Source organism: Paenibacillus sp. JT22N7 (genome assembly GCF_059383875.1).
In genome coordinates, this window is sequence record NZ_JBXENY010000003.1 from 33790 (window position 1) to 51618 (window position 17829).

The following is a 17829-nucleotide window of genomic DNA, read 5'->3' on the forward strand; positions in this document are numbered from 1 at the left end:
GCGCATTATCTTCTTGGCTGCTCTTGCCTATAACCAACTATCGCGCTATGCTTGTATTAGTATTTATTACATAAGTTAAGGATCGATAAAAATGAAAATCGGATTTTTGGATTCGGGCATTGGAGGTCTAACCGTCATGGCAACGGCGATTCAAATGCTTCCTGCCCAGGATTATCTTTTTATGGCTGATAATTTGCACGTGCCCTATGGAACGAAGTCGAAGGAAGAAGTCAGAGCCTATATTTTGGAGGCCGTTGAGACGATGGTTGGCGAGGGGATGGATGCGCTGGTTGTAGCTTGCAATACGGCCACTAGTATTGCTGTTGCCGAGCTGCGAACGATGTACTCTTTTCCTATTGTCGGTATGGAGCCGGCAGTCAAACCAGCCGTTGAGATGAACCGCAAGACAGGGAAGAGGGTGCTGGTGTTCGCGACACCGTTGACGCTTCAGCAGCCAAAATATTATGCCCTTGTCTCACGTGTGGACGATGAGGGGATAGTAGATTCCTTGCCCCTTCCAGAGCTCGTCCATTATTGTGAGGAGCTGCAGTTTGACAAAAGCATTATGAGCGACTATTTCCGCTCCAAGCTTGCTGACTATGATTTGGACCGTTATGGCATGATTGTGCTGGGTTGTACCCATTATCCTTTCTACAAAGGGCTGCTCCGCGAAATATTGCCGCCGCACATTCAAATTATAGATGGCAATGTGGGAACGGTAAAACGTCTTATGGCGCTGCTAAGCCGTGTTGGCATGGTAGGCGGCGTACGAAGCGGCAGCGTTCGCTTTATGTGTACCGGCAATGATGCTGCTTACATTGAGAAAATCCGTACCGCATTCGAATTGATTAGCGAGAGCAGCGTACAGAATGAAGAAATTATGAAAGAATAATGATGGAATAATAAATGAAACAGTCTAAAGCTGATGCCTTCTGCAAGGGGGCGGCTTTAGGCTGTTTGCTTTTTCCTCGTGTAATGCTTGGGAGAGAAAGTACTCATTTGAGCTTCGTAATCCAGAAGCCAAGCACGACGACGGCGAGCCCGGCGATCGTTTTCCAATTGGGCATTTCCCGCAAAAACATCATGCCAATGATGACACAGACCAAAATTTCAATGCCTTTCGACAAGGTGAGGGCGAAGGTCAAATTGCCAAACCCTTTATACATAAATTTGACGCCGAAGCCAATCATGACATTTGCAGCAAAAATGATGGGCAGCAGCTTGAACTGGTACCAAATCGTGGCCCAGAAAACGGGATCAATATGCTTGCTTTGATAAGCGAATACGGCATTCACCGCGAATAATCCTCCAAGCAGTAGGGCGACAGCATAAACGAGCAGCATGCGTTTGCGGCTCCTTTCATTCATTAATTCCGTTGCGATTATATGTTGCCCAAGGGAAAGATTTTTAAAAGGAGGCAATTAAAAAAAGCACAAAAGCAGCCCTAAACGAATCAGCCCTGTCGTTTCCCAAGAGGAAAGAGACAGGGCTTTATCGAACGGATGACAGCTTAGCACATCCCGCTGAAATAATGCAAGGAATAGTTTGAAAATCGGGCATTGAAACATCCCACAGGATATGGTACGTTGGGCAGTATGAGAACGATGAGAGTACCAGAAGCCAATGAAATGAAGCTCACAACGGTGCTTCACGCGCTGAGCGACCCTGTGCGGCTTAAAATTGTTTTATGTTTGGCTCGGACAGGAGAGAAAAACTGTTCTTCTTTCGAGGTCGAGCATCTGTCCAAATCGACGTTGTCGCATCATGTCAAAATACTGCGCGAAGGAGGAATCATTCAGCCGCGAATTGAAGGCAAGCAGCATTATTATTCGATTCGTCGGGATAATCTGGACTTATGTTTTCCAGGGCTGCTGGATTCCATATTGGGAACGGACGAGCAGTATATTTGAGAGAATTTGAGGGGGAGCATACAAAAAAAGCGGCCGCTTGGCCGCTTTTTTTGTATGTCCATTAACGTTTCCCGGATACCGGAACCGCATTGTAGTATTCATCGAGCGTAATTTCGCGCTCGTTCAGCTCTTTAGCCAGCTCCTTGCCGACGTAGCGGATGTGCCAAGGCTCATATTTGTAGCCGGTCAAGCTGTCTTTCCCTTCGGGATAACGAATAATGTAGCCATACTCCCATGCATGATCAGCGAGCCAGCCTGCTTCAGGCGTACCCGCAAAACAATCCTCCGCAGCACATTTGCCATCTGCCCCCGTAACATCAATTGCAAGTCCGGTCTGATGTTCACTCGTACCTGGAAAAGCGCTGTACATGCGAGCGGCTTCTTCGCCGTCTTTTTTCACATAATTGTCGAACAGTGTTTTTTGGCGATCATAAGAACGGTAGCCGGAAACGCCAGCGAGCTGAATGCCATCACCAGATGCTCCGGCGAATAATTGCTCCAAAGCGTCAGCCGCTTCCTTGCGCAGCATGCGCTTGTCGATTTTCTCAGTGAAGGTGAACGCTACATCGGGATATACCAAATCCTGCGGCTCATAGCCTTCAGGCAAGCTGTATTGCTTATTTACGAGCACGACGGCTGCAGTAGGGTTCGCTACGACAAGCAGATCGTCAACCGTACCTGACGTTTCCTGCACGGCGGTATCCCCCGCTTCCCCAGCAGCATCGGTATTCGCATTATTCGCTGGCAATTGGCTCGCTATAGGCGATACGGTTTCCTGCGCGCCAGTGCAGCCAAAGGCAAACAGCAGCAGCAGAACCGTCAAAGCTTGTCCTGTCCTTTTCATCCTCATGTTCAAAAACGCCTCCTCATGTGATCCCTATGACGAATTATAACGGGTACTTGTTTCGAAATATGTAGAAAATGTATCAAAATTGTAACATTTTTATCCGTAAAAGCATGAGCGTGTTTCAGTCAAGCTGAAACACCGTTCGTACCCTGTGGTAAAATGGAAGCAGAAATGCACGCATTTTGTGCAAGAGGGGTGCCGGATGAATATAAACAGGATAGCAGGGCTTCGGCTGCAAAATCAAGGAATCGCATCAGCTGAAAGCAATTGGTCGCCTAAACAGGTAGTAGGGCAGCTCGGTGCAGTGCAGGCCCAGGATTATATGCAGGCCATGTGGGCGATTGGCCTGCGCTCGCCTGGGGCGACATTGTCCAAGGTGGAGCAGAGCATTAAGGACCGCGAGATGGTACTGACCTGGACGCAGCGCGGAACGATTCATTTTGTGCCAACAGAGGATGTATTATGGCGGTTGTCCCTTGCTGCTCCACGCTTGCTTCAGCAGTCAAGACGGCGGAGGGAGCAGCTGGAGTTAGATGATGCTACACTTGCGCGCAGCGAAAGCTTGATTCGCAACAGGCTGCAAGGGGGAGTACAGGTTTCGCGCGGAGAACTGCTAGAGCAATTGGAGCGGGCGGGCATACGCACGGACAACCAGCGGGGTTATCACATTTTATGGCATAGCGCCTATAAAGGGCTGATTTGCTTTGGACCGATAAGCGGCAAGCAGCAAACGTTCGTTTTGCTTGATGAATGGGTGCCAGATGCGCGGCAATTGACGCGTGAACATGCGCTTGCCAAGCTCGCTTTGCGCTATTTTACCGCTCATGGCCCTGCTACCGTTCATGATTTTGCCTGGTGGTCAGGGATGACGCTTGGCGATGCAAGGGAAGGGCTGGAAGCCATAAAAGGCCAGCTGGATAGGGAGCGAATCGACGGCAGTGACTATTGGATGGTAAAGCAGACAGATGGTGCTTGGACAGAGCAGGGGGAAAAGAGGCCTTCGAAGGAGGAGAAGCAGGAAGACAAAGCTTCTGCCGTTTATTTGCTGCCGGGCTTTGATGAATATATTTTAGGCTACAAGGAACGCAGCGCCGTGTTGAAGCCTGAAATTGCCCCGCGGATTGTTCCTGGCAATAATGGTGTTTTTCTTCCGATGATTGTGATAAATGGACAAGTCGTAGGCACTTGGAAACGAACCGTTAAGAAGAAGGGGATTGATGTCGTCATTCATCCCTTTGAGCCTCTTGATGAATTTAAGGAGGGCATTGAACAGCGTGCAGAAGCTTATGCGAAATTTATGGAGCTGCCGCTGGGGAAGCTGGCGTTTGAGCAGGTGGTTAAGTAAGGTGCAAAAAAATTACGTCTTCAAAGCGAGCGAGAGCTTTCAATAATTCGCAGCAAATCATAGCTTGATGCACATTTTCCCTACATTTTTTCTAAAATGGAATTATCCAATCCAATTGTGTGTAGTTCCATTGTGCTTTTTGATGAAAACGGATGGATTAAAAAAATAAAAGATTTCACTTTATTCCACTTTGCATAAAAGTGAAAATCTGATACGATATATATTATAGTCTATAGATTTAGTAAGGATTAAAGGGAGGCACTTTTTTCATGGACAAATTGATGCTTGATTCCATAGATGCAATGACACATCTGGATCAACTCGAGGCTGAGGCGATTTATATTATTCGAGAAGTAGCGGCGGAAAGTGAAAATCCCGTGATGCTGTACTCGATCGGTAAGGATAGCTCTGTGATGCTGCATTTGGCGCTGAAAGCATTTTATCCGGAGAAGCCGCCGTTTCCTTTCATGCATATTGATACAACGTGGAAATTCAAAGAGATGATTGAATTCCGCGACCGCAAGGCGAAAGAATTCGGAATCAACATGCTTGTTCACTCCAATCAGGAAGGGATTGAGCAAGGGATCAACCCCTTCGATCATGGCTCCGCCTATACGGATATTATGAAAACCCAAGCCCTGAAGCAGGGCCTAGACAAATACGGATTTACAGCTGCTTTTGGCGGTGGAAGACGTGATGAGGAAAAGTCACGTGCGAAGGAGCGGATTTTCTCATTCCGTAATAAAAATCATGCCTGGGATCCGAAAAACCAGCGGCCGGAAATGTGGAAGCTTTTCAACACAAGAATTAATAAGGGTGAAAGCATCCGCGTATTCCCGATTTCCAACTGGACAGAAAAAGATATTTGGCAATACATTCGCAGAGAGAACATTGATATTGTTCCGCTCTATTTAGCGAAAGAAAGGCCTGTCGTTAATCGCGATGGACAGATCATCATGGCGGATGATGAGCGGATGAAGCTGGGGGCCGGTGAGAAGATTGAAATGATGAAGATGAGATTTCGCACATTAGGCTGCTATCCGCTGACTGGCGGCGCCCAGTCAGATGCGGACACGCTGGATGCTATTATTGAAGAAACACTTGGTGCGGTATCATCCGAACGGACAACAAGGGTGATCGACCAGGAAGAAGCGGGAAGCATGGAAAGACGTAAACGGGAGGGCTATTTCTAAGATGAAGAGTCTGCTTAAATTTATTACTTGTGGCAGTGTGGATGACGGCAAATCCACATTGATTGGACATATGCTTTATGAGGCTAAGCTTTTGTTCGCCGACCAGGAGAGAGCATTGGAGCTGGACAGCAGGCTGGGCAGCCGCGGCGGTAAAATTGACTACTCCTTGCTTCTTGACGGGCTGATAGCCGAACGTGAGCAAGGGATTACGATTGATGTCGCTTATCGGTATTTTACGACGGATCACCGTTCGTTCATAGTAGCGGACACGCCGGGGCACGAAGAATATACACGCAACATGGCCGTAGGCGCATCTTTTGCGGATCTTGCCATTATTCTGGTGGACGCAACGAAAGGGATTATTACTCAAACGAAGCGCCATACCCGGATTTGCGCCCTCATGGGGATTAAGCATCTGGTGTTGGCGGTAAACAAAATGGATTTGGTGGATTTTGATACGAAGATTTTTGATGAAATCAAAGAAGACTTCTCTCGCATCTCCGCTGAATTCCAGTTTGAAAGCATTCAGGTGATCCCTGTTTCTGCAACAGAAGGGGATAACATTACGAAGAAATCGCCGAATACGCCTTGGTACAAGGGTCTTCCTTTGCTACCCTATTTGGAGGGTGTTGATGTTCATTCGAATGATGACGTGAAGCCGTTTATGATGCCCATTCAGCGGGTATGCAGGCCAGACCACACATTCCGCGGATTCCAAGGTCAGATTGAAGCCGGCAGCATCGCAGTTGGCGATGAACTGACAACTCTGCCTAGCCGTGAGAAGGCGAAGGTTAAACGAATCTTTGTAACAGACCAAGACAGAAATTCGGCTCATGCCGGACAACCTGTCACAATTCAATTAGATCGGGAAGTCGACGTTTCACGAGGTTGTGTATTTACGAAGGACAATCAGCTCCAAGAGGCCGACAGCTTTAGCGCCACGATTCTTTGGATGGATGATTCTGTCCTGACGCCGGGAAAAAATGCTCTGGTGAAGGTAGGTACAAAGGTTCTTCCTGGTACTGTGACGGCGATTAATTACAAAATTGATATTAATACAGGCAATACAGTTACAGCCGATCATGTGGTTAAGAATGAAGTGGCTAAATGTGAAATTTCATTATCGGATGGTATTGTTTTTGATGCGTTTGAAAAAAATAAAAGCATCGGTGGATTTATTCTCATCGATCGTGTAACGAATATGACATCCGCTTGCGGCGTCATTGACGAAGCTCTTCAAAGCTCTGATAGTGCGGGCCAGATCGATACGGAAATCACAAGAGATGTTCGTGCCCAGCAAAAAGGACAGCAGCCATTAACGCTTTGGCTTCCTGGATCAGTTTCGGGCAACTTGGCTCTTGCGAAGGGAATCGAGAAACGGTTGGTAGCGAGAGGCTATCATACGATGCTAATCGATAACAGCTTAGGAGAATCTGTGCGGCAAATCGCGGGTTATGCGACATTGCTAAATGATGCGGGACTTATTGCATTGGTACTGGCCGGTTCTGCGAACGACAACGATCAAGCCATTGCGCAAGAAATAATCGGCCAAGCCTTTTTGCCAATCGATGTTGCTGTAAACAGCTCTTCGATCGAGGAAGCGGCCAATGATGCCGTAAAACGTGTTGTGAAGGCTCTCATTCAAGTATAGTTTCTTGTTGAATTCGGTCAGGATATCAAGAGAAGCCTAGAACGGTTAATATAAAACCGTACTCGAGAAGCCGCCCTCCCACTAATTGGTGGGCGGCTTCTCCTGCTTATGTATATAAGATGTTATAGGATTCTCATGTAGAGGTAGTATGTGATGAGTAGTATAGTATGATAGGCCAGCAGCTTCAAGGATTTAAGTGTAGCCAAACTAATACAGTTTTCATAAAAAAAGGTCAAGCCAAGGGACTATTAGCCCGTAGCTTGACCTTTCTCAATAATTAAGTAAAAAAAACAAATTATTTCAAACGCAGCATCATCGTCCACAAATCGGCGCTTTCGTAGCCAAGGCGCCACGCTGCAACACCTGCGAGATCATATTTTTTCGCCATATTGATGCGGGCTTGCACGGTTGAAGCGGTCTCTGCCCAGAATACGTAGGTGAAACCATCTTTTACATACGTGTATTTCGTTTGACCGGATGCTACATCCGGCGTAGCTACAGCGTTCGTATCTTTAATGAGCTGCGGCACTTCCTTCATATAAATCGCACGATTACTGATGAGGACACCCGAGTTGTCCAGCTTCCACTCGCGAACGTAGAAAGGAATGCCGAGCATCAGCTTTTTGCGGGGAATGCCGTAATCCAGAAACTGTTTAACTCCCTCTTCAGCCCAAGCCAAGCTGGATACGGAGCCCGCTTCCGGGCCTGTGCTCCAGTGCTCGTCATAAGCCATAATAATAATCGTATCGACAATGCCTGACAGTGCAGTGTGGTCATACGCCGTTGCCTGATTCCAGCTGGCGCTGCCGCGCGGCAGGTCGATCGATACTTTCATGCCTTTGGCATGAACAGCTTTCGTGAGTGCTTTAACAAAAGCGGTATAGCTTGCCCGGTCTGCTCCAGCTACCTCTTCAAAATCAATATTGAGTCCATAGACGCGAAGGGCCGCAAGCTTGGTGACAAGGCTGTTAATGAAAGCAGACTGAGCTGCCGAATTGGCAAGAAAGGCACTCGTCATCTTTTTATCAAACTGGTTGTGCAGGAGCGGCATGACGAGAATGCCCTGCGCCTTCAAGGTACTGGCCGTCGCCGCATCGGACATATCGTTCAGCTTGCCACTCGCATCGCCTAGCTCGAACCAAGTCGGTGAATCAATATCGAGCCCTTGTGTCCCCGCAACATGCCCCAAAATCGTCTGGCTGTTCGAAGAGCCATTCCAGCCCATATAAATCAGCTTTGTGACATTGCTCCATAATACTCGTCCATCCGCGTTACGAACGGTGGCGTTCGCGTAGCTTTTGGCGAGTGTGACGGCGGATTCTTTGGTGTGTACGCTTTTAATGATTTTATCGTTTTGATAAACGGATAAATAAGGCTTGTTGGTCCACCAGACGACGTTATTGTATACGACATCGGCGCCTGCATATTTTTTGGCAAAGGGTATCGCGGCTTCCATACTAATAAAAGCTTTTACGGTTTTGCCGTTTTGCTGTACTTCATAGCTGCGTACATTTGAGAAAACGACCTTGCCTTTCGCAGTATTGGTTACTTCACTGCCCTCTTGCTTAGCTGCTGCTTGAACAGCGTCATAGAGGTAAGCGTATGTTTTGGTGCCGGAAATTTGCCCGCCATCCTTCGTGATCGTGTACACGGCTTTGCCTGCACGCTGCTCTTTCTTTTGCGCAGCCGTCACATTGTCCCATACCCACTCATTCGTGGAACGTTTAATAATATGGGCATTGCCCCAATTGGCAGCTTCCTTCTTAGCGGCTGCAAGATTAGCAAAGCCCCAGCTGTTTTTCGTATTTTCGCCCTGATAGAGCTGGAATTTGGCATAAGATTCGTACACCCAGCCCGGCTGCTGCAAATCTCGAATATGTACTTGACCTAGCTGCTTCGCTGCGGCCTGTGCTTGCTCGTAGGTGCGATATTCCCATTTGGGATTGGAGGCGCCGCCTTGATATACCTTATACCTCGGGAAATTGTCCCATACCCACACCCGGCCCGCTATTTGCTCGACATGGCTGTAGGCAAAGCTCTGGGCATAGGCAATCGCCTGCTTCTCGGTTGCAAACTCCTTGAGCGACGCATCGTTCTGATACACCCGGTACTTCGTCGCGGAGCTCGCGGCCATGCTGCTTCCCGCAGCAAAAGCCTGGCTCAGCATAAGCAGCACCAGCAAAGCGGTCAGCTTTCTCATTTTGAATTTCATAATCGTTCTATCACTCTCCTCTAGTTTCTCTACTCTATTAGACGCAACGGGAGGCTGGAGGTTGCGAAGACAGCTGCCTTATTCCATCAGGTAAAAAAATGAAATAAATATGGGTGGATAAAAAAGGTGGAAAACAATAACAATAAGGACAGCAAAGCAGGAGGTGGCAGTTATGAAGCGGCTGTATGCGAAGGAAAAGCTCGACGAGGAAGAGGTGGAGCTGGAGGAGCTGGAGAGGAGTCTCTCCGAGGTATGGCAGGTCAATCGTTATTTGGGCGGCAATCCGGTGCTGTTCAAGCATCTGGAGCGGCTGCTCAGACAGACGGCTATCGCGCGGCGGGCACAGGAGCTGGAGCTGAAATTTGGGCAAGGGGCGGGGCTAGAGCAAAGAGCAGTACTGGAGCAAAGAACAGGACTAGAGCAAGGAGCAGCGCAGAATTCGCAAGGAAAACAGAGGGGATGGACCGGGTCAGGGCCTGGTTCTGTGCAAGGCGATAGGGTGAAAATAAAGCTGCTCGATGTGGCGACAGGGCTAGCGGATATTCCGATGGCTTTAGAGAAATGGTGCAGCAAGCGCGGTATGGCAGTCGAAATTGTCGGCGTCGATATCCATCCTAAAATGGTGGAGCTTGCGGGGAAACGCACCGCTCATCAAAAGGCCATTCAGGTACTGCAAGCGGATGGTACGGCTTTGCCATTCGAGGATAACAGCTTTGACATCGTGTTTAGCAATTTGGCGCTGCATCATTTGGATGACGGGGAAGCGAGCCGCATGCTGGGGGAAATCGACCGGGTAGCGCGGGTCGGCTGGGTCGTAACCGATTTGGAGCGGCACCAGCTGGCGCTGCTGTCCGCACGGATGCTCGCGAAGTTCATCTGGCGCAGCCCGGTGACGAAGCATGATGGGCCAATGTCCGTCCAGCGCTCCTATACCGCGAAAGAAGCGAAGGAACTGCTGGCACAGGCCGGTGTTCCCGCCGTCGTGCATCGGCATTTTCCATTTCGCTTGGCGCTTGTATGCCATGCATGACGTTATCATTGTCGGTGCGGGGCCAGCCGGCAGCGTACTGGCAGCACTGCTAGCTGCCTCGGGTGTAAAGGTGCTGCTGCTGGAGCGAGAATCGCTCCCGCGGCGCAAACCCTGCGGCGAGTCGCTGAATCCAGGCGCAGTCGCCGCGCTTATGCGCGTGCTGCCCGCTGGCAAATTTGCAGCGATCCGCAGCAGCATGGAGCATTCGCTCATCCATGGCTGGCGGCTGACAAGCGGGAAGGCGGAGCTGCTGGCAGCTTTTCCCGCAGGCCAATTCGGAATGGCCTGCGCCCGCGAAAAGCTGGATTATGCGCTTGCGCTGCATGCTTGCGAGGCCGGTGCGCAGGTCATTGAACAAATGCGGGTGCAGCGCCTTATTTGGGAGAAGGGCCGAGTGGCTGGCGTCGTCGCATATTCCGCAGCGGGGACAGCTGCCGAATTTCGGGCGCGCCTCATCATTGGCGCGGATGGCATTCGCTCGGCAGTGGCCCGCTGCGCGGGGCTGAGCAGCTTCGGCCCGCTGCGCAAAACAGCGTTCACAGCGCGAGTAAGCGGTGTGCGGGAGTTGCAGCCACGCGTTGAGCTGTTCACCGGGCGCGGCATCGTTGTTGGGCTGGCGCCGATTGGCGGCGGCGAAGCCAATTTGACGCTGGCGCAGCTGTCAGGGAGCGGGAGTGCGGCAGCTTTAGCCGCAGATTTGAAAGAAAGCGGAGCAGTTAAGAAAGTAGCTGGTCATATGGATACGGATAGAGATACAGATACGGAAATTGCGATGCTTGAAGCCGCATCGTTCAAAGTCAATGCAAGGGGAAAAGCTCCTGATTCTGCTGAAGCGGGTAACAGGGCTGCTTCTGTTGCGAGCAAGGAGAGGCGCAGCGCTTGGCTTCTGGGAAAAGCAGGAGAGCTGCCTGAGCTTGCCGAGCGCTTGCAGGGGGCGGCTTGCACAGGCGAGGTGCTCGCTTGTGGGCCGTTTGACCGCCGGGTGCGGGCAACGCAGCAAGGAGGGCTGCTGCTCATAGGCGATGCCGCAGGTTATTACGATCCGCTGACAGGCCAAGGCATTTACCGCGCGCTTAGCAGTGCTGAGCTTGCTGCGCCGCTGCTGCTGCAAGCGCTGGAGAGCGGCAGCGATGCGCCGCTCGTTCATTATGCAGCGATTCAGCAAAGCCGCTTCGCTCCAGCTATTCGGCTGCAGAAGCTGATCGAATGGACGAGCAGGCATGAGCTGCTGTGGCACTCCGCTTTGCGCGGACTTGGCTCGCTGCCAGCCGCCCGTAGCCGCCTTGTAGCAGTGATTGGCGATTGCTTGTAAAGATAGGGTTGCTTGTAAATTGATGTACATACAAGGAGGACTGAAATACATGCATACCTACAACGAGGTAACGATGCGCTGTGAGCCGTTGACCGCGTTCCACTATGCACGGAAAATCGAAAATTGGCCGCAGCTGCTCCCGCATTATCGCCAGATCCAGTTCCGCTATGGCGGCAGTGAGCGGGGAGGGCTCGTCAAAATGGCTGCTGTTCGGCCGTTCAAACGGTTTCAGTGGCCGGTATGGTGGGAAAGTGAAATGGTAGTCAGCGAGGAAGAACTGATGGTTGGCTACCGCCATGTGCGCGGTGTGACGAAAGGCATGGAGGTGGAATGGCGCATTGTACCGGCTGGCGAGAAGGTTTCCGTATCGATCGTGCATCGCTGGAATGCTCCTCCATGGAGCCGCAGGCTTTTCGCCAGTTTTATCGGCAATTGGTTCGTTTATGCCATTGCGGAGAGAACGCTGCAAGGCTTGAAGCAGCAGGCCGAGCTCGAAGCCGCGCTGGATGCCAAGAAACAAGCCATACAAGAAGAACACCCTGATTCCCAGCAATGGACGGATCTGCAATGGGAGGCACTGAGAGAGCAGGTAGCTGAGCAGTTTGCAAACGAAGCAGCAGAGCAAGCCATTTTTCAACAAAGAGAGGCAGGTGGGCGCAATGGCTAATGCGATTAAAGCGGTCATAACGGGAATAGGCTGTGTAACGCCGATTGGCGCAGGCGTGGAGCAGTTATGGGAAGGTCTAGTTCGGGGGAAAAGCGCAGTGAGGGAAATTGAGCGTTTTGTACCGGAAGGGCTGCGCAGCCGAATAGCTGCACAAATTCCAGATTTTCAAGCGGAGCATTATATGGATAAAAAGCGTGCGCATCGCATGGACCGCTATTCGCAGCTTGCCGTTGCCAGCGGCGCTCTGGCGCTGCGCGACGCTGGTCTGAATCCCGCCGATCTCGATGCGGATCGGGCGGGCGTATTTATGGGCAGCGCACTGGGCGGCATTGCCTATGCGGAAGAGCAGTGCAGCCGCTATCATAATGGCGGCTTCCGGGCCGTATCGCCGACGCTCGGATTTTCCGTCTTCGGCGGCGCTGCCTCGTGCAATCTTGCCATGGAATTTGGCATGACAGGCTTAAATGAGACGAACGCGATGTCCTGCGCGTCCGGTGCCGTCGCCATTGGCCGGGCGCTGCAAGCGATCCGGCGCGGCGAAGCGGACGTCATTATGGCGGGCGGCTCGGAAGCCCCGCTTGCACCGCTCTCCTTCGGCGCCTTCGACATGCTGCGGGCGATGTCTACTCGCAATGAATCGCCGGATGTGGCAAGCCGGCCATTCGACCGCAATCGCGACGGCTTCGTCATGGGCGAGGGCAGCGCCGTGCTCGTTATTGAAGCGGAGCATCATGCAAGGGCGCGAGGGGCGAAAATATATGGCGAGCTGGCAGGCTTCGGACTGACTAACGATGCTCATCATATGAGCGCACCGCTGCCATGCGGCACGCAGGCAGCACGGGCCTTGCGCCAGGCGCTGACGAGCGCGGATATGGCGCCGCAGGACATTAACTATGTCAATGCCCACGGCTCTTCGACGCTGCTCAATGATGTGACGGAATCGCGGGTCATACGCCAAGTGTTTGGCAATCATCCGGTAGCCGTCAGCGGCACGAAAGGCTTGTACGGTCATCCGCTTGGAGCGTCAGGCGCTATTGAGGCGGCCATTACGCTGCTAGCACTGCGCAATGGCTGGCTGCCGCCAACTACGAATTTGGACGAGCCCGACCCAGAGGCGCAGCTAGATTTGGTCGTCAAAAATCCTCGTGCGGTGAAGTCCGCTGCTGCGGTGTCCAACTCCTACGGCTTTGGCGGAGTCAACGCCGTGCTTGCTTTTCGCCAGTATTAAAATGTACCGGGCATTGACTTATGGCTAGGGCATACCTATTATTGAAAATAGAGTTGACCGTACAAGCGGAAACATCCTTTTACAAGGGATGTTTCCGCTTTTTTGCGTATGTCGATCTAGGATAAAAAAAGATTTCTATATAAGGAGGCCATTATTATGAATGCACAAGCTGCTCTTGCCTATGTAGACACGTTGCGGGAGGAATTGATCGCACTGCGCAGAGATTTTCACAAGCATCCCGAGGTATTATTCGAGGTGGACCGAACAGCAGAAAAGGTAGCGGATTATTTATCGGAATGGGGCTTGCAGGTTCAACGGCATGTCGGAAAGCATTTTGGCAAAGGCGTTGTAGGTATTCTCACCAGCGATAAGCCGGGACCGACGATCGTACTGCGAGCAGATATGGACGCCTTGGCGATCACGGAGGAAAATACGTTTGCCTATCGTTCAACAAGCGAAGGGGCTATGCATGCCTGTGGGCATGATGCCCATATGACGATGCTGCTCGGAGCAGCTAAAACGCTCAGTCGGCACAGAGACATATGGTCCGGAACGATTAAGTTTGTGTTTCAGCCTGCGGAGGAAAGTGCGCTTCCTAGCCCAATAGATGGGCGGATGATAAGCGGAGGCCGAGATATGATCGAGGCTGGGGTGCTGGACGGCGTTGACCTTTGCTTTGCGCTGCATGTGTGGCCCGAGCTGCCTACAGGCGTTGTTGGCATACATCGCAAGGAGGCGATGGCGGCATCCTCGCATTTCCATATCGCTTTTCAAGGATTGAACGGTCATCATAGTACGCCGCATTTGGCTGTAGATGCGCTGTCGATGGCGGTGCAATTCGTTTCTGATGTTAAATTTGCGCTTGCAGTGGAAACGGACCCATGGGAGACGAAGGTGTTCGCATTCGGTACGTTGCACGCTGGTACTGCGATTAATGCCATTGCGGGGGAAAGCAAGCTGAGCGGGACGTATCGCGTTTTTCACCCAGATCTGACTGCACAAATACATCAGTTGCTGGAAAAGAGAGCAGATGCCGTAGCCAGTACATATGGCGGCACCTATACGTCGCAATATCGGCTAGGAACGCCGCTGCTTAATGATGCAGAAGCCGTTCAACTGACTGTTCGGGCTGGGCGAATCGCCTTGGGTGACGATAAGGTTGTTATTTTGGACAAGCCTAGCCTTGCTGGGGAGGATTTTGCGCTGTATGTACACGAGGTGCCGGGAGCATTCGCGTTTATTGGCATAGCCAACCCGACAGCCAAAACGGTGTATCCGGTGCATCATCCCTTATTCGATATAGATGAAGAGGTGCTGACGGAAGGGGCAAAGCTGTTCGTGCAATGGGTGCAGCAGGCGGGGGAGGAGTATGTGAGCCAATAAGGCTTTCATACCCCCTTTCCAAAACCTAGCCCATGCGTTATAATAAATCGTAAAGTTTACGAATAAACAAAAGGAGACGACAAGAATGGCTAAAAAATCAAAAGTAGTTAGGGAAAGAAAAAGACAGGAGACGGTTGCGCGTTATGCCGAGCTTCGCAGGCAGCTCAAGGACAACAAGGATTATATCGGACTGAGCAAGCTTCCGCGCGACGCATCGCCAACCCGGCTGCATCACCGCTGCGAGCTGACGGGCAGGCCGCATGGCTACTTGCGTAAATTTAAAGTGTCGCGTATCGCATTTCGCGAGCTTGCCTACAAAGGGCAAATTCCCGGCATCAAGAAAGCAAGCTGGTAACGTAGGTAAGCCAATATAAAAGGAAATGAAAATTTGTTCGAAAGGGGGGAGGGCATGGACCCATTTACGACCCGCAGGCTGGAAAAAATACTGGACGGCTACATTAGCCGTAAAATCCCCCCGAATGTGCGTTCAGCTGTTCGTTTAACCTATGAGTGGGAGGGTAATCGGCTTACTTTGACCGAGGAGCTTCCGGATTTTGAAAATCGGATATGGACAGGAGCACCTATCGTCCAGTTCCAATGGAAGCAAAGCCAGTGGCATGTGTATGCCACTGACGGCAATGGCGGCTGGAGGCCAGCATCCGCGATTGCACCGCATCCTCATTTCGAGCAGCAGCTGGAGCAGGTTGAAATCGATCAGGAGGGCATCTTCTGGATTTCTTAAACGCAAGGCCACCATTTAGCGCAATGGCCCGACCGCTATGTCGGGCTTTTCACGTGTAACATGAAACGAAGGAGCTTCCCAATATGAGCAAAAATCAGGGCAATCACCGCCTGCCAAGAGCCAAGGGAACGGATATGGCTAGCTTTTACAGCCCGAAGGATTGTGCGAAAAAGGTGAAACGCATCGTGCTGCCGCCGATGAATCGGCAAATCGTAGAAGAGTTTTTCACGATTATGGGCATGAAGGAGAAGTTTGAGGAGCATGATGTGCCGATTCCGAACAAAGTTGTCATGTACGGGCCGCCAGTCTGCTTGCTGGGTGCAGCTTTGCGGATATGGAGCAAATCGTGCTTAAGGCAAAGCGTAAAGCGATTATTGAGGGCAGCTCGCTGCTCCAGTCTCATATACAAGAGGCCTTGACCGAATATAAGCCGAAAATCATCGCGGTGTAACGTAAGCTTTTTTGAGTAATGATAAGGGCAGACTCGGCGTATGCCAAATGTATCGAGGAAGGTGAGAAAGCATGTCGCAGAAGACAATTCTAGACTGCGAAGCGGAAAAGGTAATAAGCATGCATACCGCACAGCGCTGGCAGCAGCGTGAGCGGGAGCTGCACAGCTGGCTGGAGCGTGAAAAAATAACGAAGCGGCCAAAGCAAACGCTGCTGCTGGGGCATGTCGCGATCGATGCGGAGCTGCTTCCTGCGCTCACGCTGCTTAAGGAGCAGGGCATACCGACGGAGTTTTCATGCGCTGGCGTTAGTGCGCTGGATGAGCCGGAGGATCATTCTTTGTACGCATATATTACATTTCCGGCTTGTGAGCAGACGGAGCGTTTCATTCAGCTGGCGATGCAGCGGATGAAGCATCGTCTGCTCGTAACGTTCGAGCCGGCTCGGAACCGCTATGACCTGTCCTCTTTTTATATTGGACATAACCGGTCTTTTTGCTTGCTGATGCTGCGCTGTGCCCAAGCTGTCGCTGTAGCTAATAAGCAGCAGCGGGCAAATGGCTAGCAAGGAGAGAACTCCAATGCAGTCTAACGTATGGTCTACGAAAGCAAGCCTGTAAAGCCAAACACCCCGCCAGCAATTTCCTGACGAGGTGTTTGATGTTCATGCCGCTATTACAAGCTTTATTTCCACTTTTGCTCAATAAACTCGTCGCGGCCTGATTGTGCGCGATCCTCTTTGTAATGCTTCGGATTTTTCTTGTGGAAATTTTGATGATACTCCTCCGCCACATAAAACGTATCTGCCGCCCGAATTTCCGTTACGATCGGTTTGTCGAAGCGTCCGCTGCTCTCCAGTTCCTGCTTGGAAGCGAGCGCCAAAGCCTGCTGCTCTTCATTATGATAAAAAATCGCCGTGCGATACTGGCTGCCGCGATCTTGAAATTGTCCGCCTTCATCTGTCGGATCAATTTGCGGCCAATATAGCTCAAGCAGACGCTCATAAGGAAACAGCTGCGGATCGAAGGCAATTTGCACAACCTCGGCATGTCCTGTTTCGCCTGTTTTCACCTGCTCATAAGTCGGATTCTCCTGATGACCGCCCATATAGCCAGAAATAATACTATGAATGCCTGGCAGCTCCTCGAAAGGGGTAACCATACACCAAAAACAGCCGCCCGCGAATGTTGCATATTGCATAACATACTCCTCCTTGACGCTTATAAAAACTTGATAGGCTAAACTTTAGCCTGTCTGCATTAAAAATTCAATTGTGATCAGCCTTTGCAAAAGGCAATGGCGTTCATGTTCAAGGGAGCGTCAGAGCCTGCAGCCCATCTTCAGAAACGACCTTGATGCCATGCTGGCGGAGCAGCGCTGATGTCACGCCATTTCCAGCTTTCTTTTCACCCGAAAATTGTCCATTGTAAATCATTGTACTGCCGCAGGAGGGACTGTTCTCTTTAAGCACAACTACTGTGGCTTCTAATTCAAGCGCTTGGTGAAGCGTTTCATATGCACCTTTTATATAGAGGTCCGTCACGTCCGTACCTGATTTGTCGATGACAGAGGCTGTGCCAGCTAACACATCCTCCCCATTCCCGCCTACAATTTCTGCTGATTCCCGAGGGGTGGAGAAGCCCCCAAGCAGCTCTGGACATACCGCTATCGCTTGCTCATCATCCAGCAGCTTGCGAACGGTTTCGTCTAAACAATCCGTCCCGTTATATCTCACCTTCATGCCTGCGAGGCAGGAGCTTACGAGGATCATGGGAACGCCGCCTTTCTGTTTTGCATAGTTTAAAATCTCTAAATTTGAGCATAGCACAGCATGTTTGTGCTGTAAATGAACGATGGCTT

At 51.0% G+C, this 17829-nt stretch carries 19 protein-coding genes; 14 read left to right on the forward strand and 5 right to left on the reverse strand.

The genetic code is table 11. From position 1 onward, the window contains the following. Positions 1–91: 91 nt before the first annotated feature. A complete protein-coding gene (gene murI, locus AC50Y5_RS08460; protein ID WP_056028214.1) occupies positions 92–892 on the forward strand; it encodes a glutamate racemase in 801 nt (266 codons plus the stop codon). Between the two features lie 103 nt (positions 893–995). Here the strand turns inward: murI and AC50Y5_RS08465 are convergent, their stop codons facing one another. Beyond that, positions 996–1343 carry a hypothetical protein gene (locus AC50Y5_RS08465; protein WP_494859799.1) on the reverse strand — a complete coding sequence of 116 codons (348 nt, stop codon included), beginning with the start codon at positions 1341–1343 and terminating at the stop codon, positions 996–998. A 252-nt stretch (positions 1344–1595) separates the two neighbouring features. Here AC50Y5_RS08465 and AC50Y5_RS08470 point away from each other — a divergent pair, with 252 nt between their 5' ends. Continuing rightward, positions 1596–1910, forward strand: a complete 315-nt coding sequence (locus AC50Y5_RS08470; protein WP_494860674.1) for an ArsR/SmtB family transcription factor — start codon at positions 1596–1598, stop codon at positions 1908–1910. 61 nt (positions 1911–1971) lie between these two features. On the opposite strand, the gene AC50Y5_RS08475 is transcribed toward AC50Y5_RS08470, so the two are convergent. Next, the gene (locus AC50Y5_RS08475; RefSeq protein WP_494859801.1) at positions 1972–2760 is read right to left on the reverse strand and encodes a M15 family metallopeptidase; all 789 of its coding nucleotides are present in this window, start codon (positions 2758–2760) and stop codon (positions 1972–1974) included. Between the two features lie 199 nt (positions 2761–2959). Between AC50Y5_RS08475 and AC50Y5_RS08480 the strand changes: the two genes are divergently transcribed. The 3 genes from AC50Y5_RS08480 (at position 2960) to AC50Y5_RS08490 (ending at position 6946) form a co-directional block, all read left to right on the forward strand. Next, positions 2960–4102, forward strand: coding sequence for a winged helix DNA-binding domain-containing protein (locus AC50Y5_RS08480; protein ID WP_494859803.1), 1143 nt, complete (start codon positions 2960–2962; stop codon positions 4100–4102). A 269-nt stretch (positions 4103–4371) separates the two neighbouring features. After that, positions 4372–5295, forward strand: coding sequence for a sulfate adenylyltransferase subunit CysD (gene cysD, locus AC50Y5_RS08485; protein WP_494859805.1), 924 nt, complete (start codon positions 4372–4374; stop codon positions 5293–5295). Position 5296: 1 nt separating this feature from the next. After that, entirely contained in the window at positions 5297–6946 is a 1650-nt protein-coding gene (locus AC50Y5_RS08490) for a GTP-binding protein (RefSeq protein WP_494859807.1), read from the forward strand. A gap of 295 nt (positions 6947–7241) precedes the next feature. On the opposite strand, the gene AC50Y5_RS08495 is transcribed toward AC50Y5_RS08490, so the two are convergent. Beyond that, positions 7242–9158, reverse strand: coding sequence for a glycosyl hydrolase family 18 protein (locus tag AC50Y5_RS08495; RefSeq protein ID WP_494859809.1), 1917 nt, complete (start codon positions 9156–9158; stop codon positions 7242–7244). Between the two features lie 172 nt (positions 9159–9330). Here AC50Y5_RS08495 and AC50Y5_RS08500 point away from each other — a divergent pair, with 172 nt between their 5' ends. From AC50Y5_RS08500 to AC50Y5_RS08540, 9 genes are all read left to right on the forward strand, one after another. Further along, complete coding sequence (locus AC50Y5_RS08500; protein ID WP_494859811.1) at positions 9331–10188, forward strand: methyltransferase domain-containing protein; 858 nt, start codon at positions 9331–9333, stop codon at positions 10186–10188. Next, complete coding sequence (locus tag AC50Y5_RS08505) at positions 10181–11500, forward strand: FAD-dependent monooxygenase (RefSeq protein ID WP_494859812.1); 1320 nt, start codon at positions 10181–10183, stop codon at positions 11498–11500. The genes AC50Y5_RS08500 and AC50Y5_RS08505 overlap by 8 nt, the downstream gene beginning before the upstream one ends. A 49-nt stretch (positions 11501–11549) precedes the next feature. Next, positions 11550–12167: an SRPBCC family protein gene (locus AC50Y5_RS08510; protein WP_494859814.1), complete on the forward strand. Its 618-nt coding sequence runs from the start codon at positions 11550–11552 to the stop codon at positions 12165–12167. Then, positions 12160–13395, forward strand: coding sequence for a beta-ketoacyl-[acyl-carrier-protein] synthase family protein (locus tag AC50Y5_RS08515; RefSeq protein WP_494859816.1), 1236 nt, complete (start codon positions 12160–12162; stop codon positions 13393–13395). Before AC50Y5_RS08510 ends, AC50Y5_RS08515 begins: the two co-directional genes overlap by 8 nt. Positions 13396–13551: 156 nt before the next feature. Beyond that, positions 13552–14778: a M20 metallopeptidase family protein gene (locus tag AC50Y5_RS08520; protein ID WP_494859817.1), complete on the forward strand. Its 1227-nt coding sequence runs from the start codon at positions 13552–13554 to the stop codon at positions 14776–14778. Positions 14779–14863: 85 nt separating this feature from the next. Continuing rightward, on the forward strand, positions 14864–15133 hold the full coding sequence (rpsN, locus tag AC50Y5_RS08525) for a 30S ribosomal protein S14 (RefSeq protein ID WP_494859818.1): 270 nt from the start codon (positions 14864–14866) through the stop codon (positions 15131–15133). A gap of 54 nt (positions 15134–15187) precedes the next feature. Beyond that, positions 15188–15520 (forward strand): DUF3024 domain-containing protein, encoded by a 333-nt coding sequence (locus AC50Y5_RS08530; protein ID WP_494859820.1) that lies wholly within the window; start codon positions 15188–15190, stop codon positions 15518–15520. 83 nt (positions 15521–15603) lie between these two features. Then, positions 15604–15939: a hypothetical protein gene (locus AC50Y5_RS08535; protein WP_494859822.1), complete on the forward strand. Its 336-nt coding sequence runs from the start codon at positions 15604–15606 to the stop codon at positions 15937–15939. A 103-nt stretch (positions 15940–16042) separates the two neighbouring features. Further along, the gene (locus tag AC50Y5_RS08540) at positions 16043–16534 is read left to right on the forward strand and encodes a hypothetical protein (RefSeq protein WP_494859824.1); all 492 of its coding nucleotides are present in this window, start codon (positions 16043–16045) and stop codon (positions 16532–16534) included. 119 nt (positions 16535–16653) lie between these two features. On the opposite strand, the gene msrA is transcribed toward AC50Y5_RS08540, so the two are convergent. Further along, positions 16654–17169 (reverse strand): peptide-methionine (S)-S-oxide reductase MsrA, encoded by a 516-nt coding sequence (gene msrA / locus AC50Y5_RS08545; protein ID WP_056028160.1) that lies wholly within the window; start codon positions 17167–17169, stop codon positions 16654–16656. 109 nt (positions 17170–17278) lie between these two features. Further along, entirely contained in the window at positions 17279–17740 is a 462-nt protein-coding gene (locus AC50Y5_RS08550) for a 2-thiouracil desulfurase family protein (protein WP_494859826.1), read from the reverse strand. Between the last annotated feature and the right edge of the window lie 89 nt (positions 17741–17829).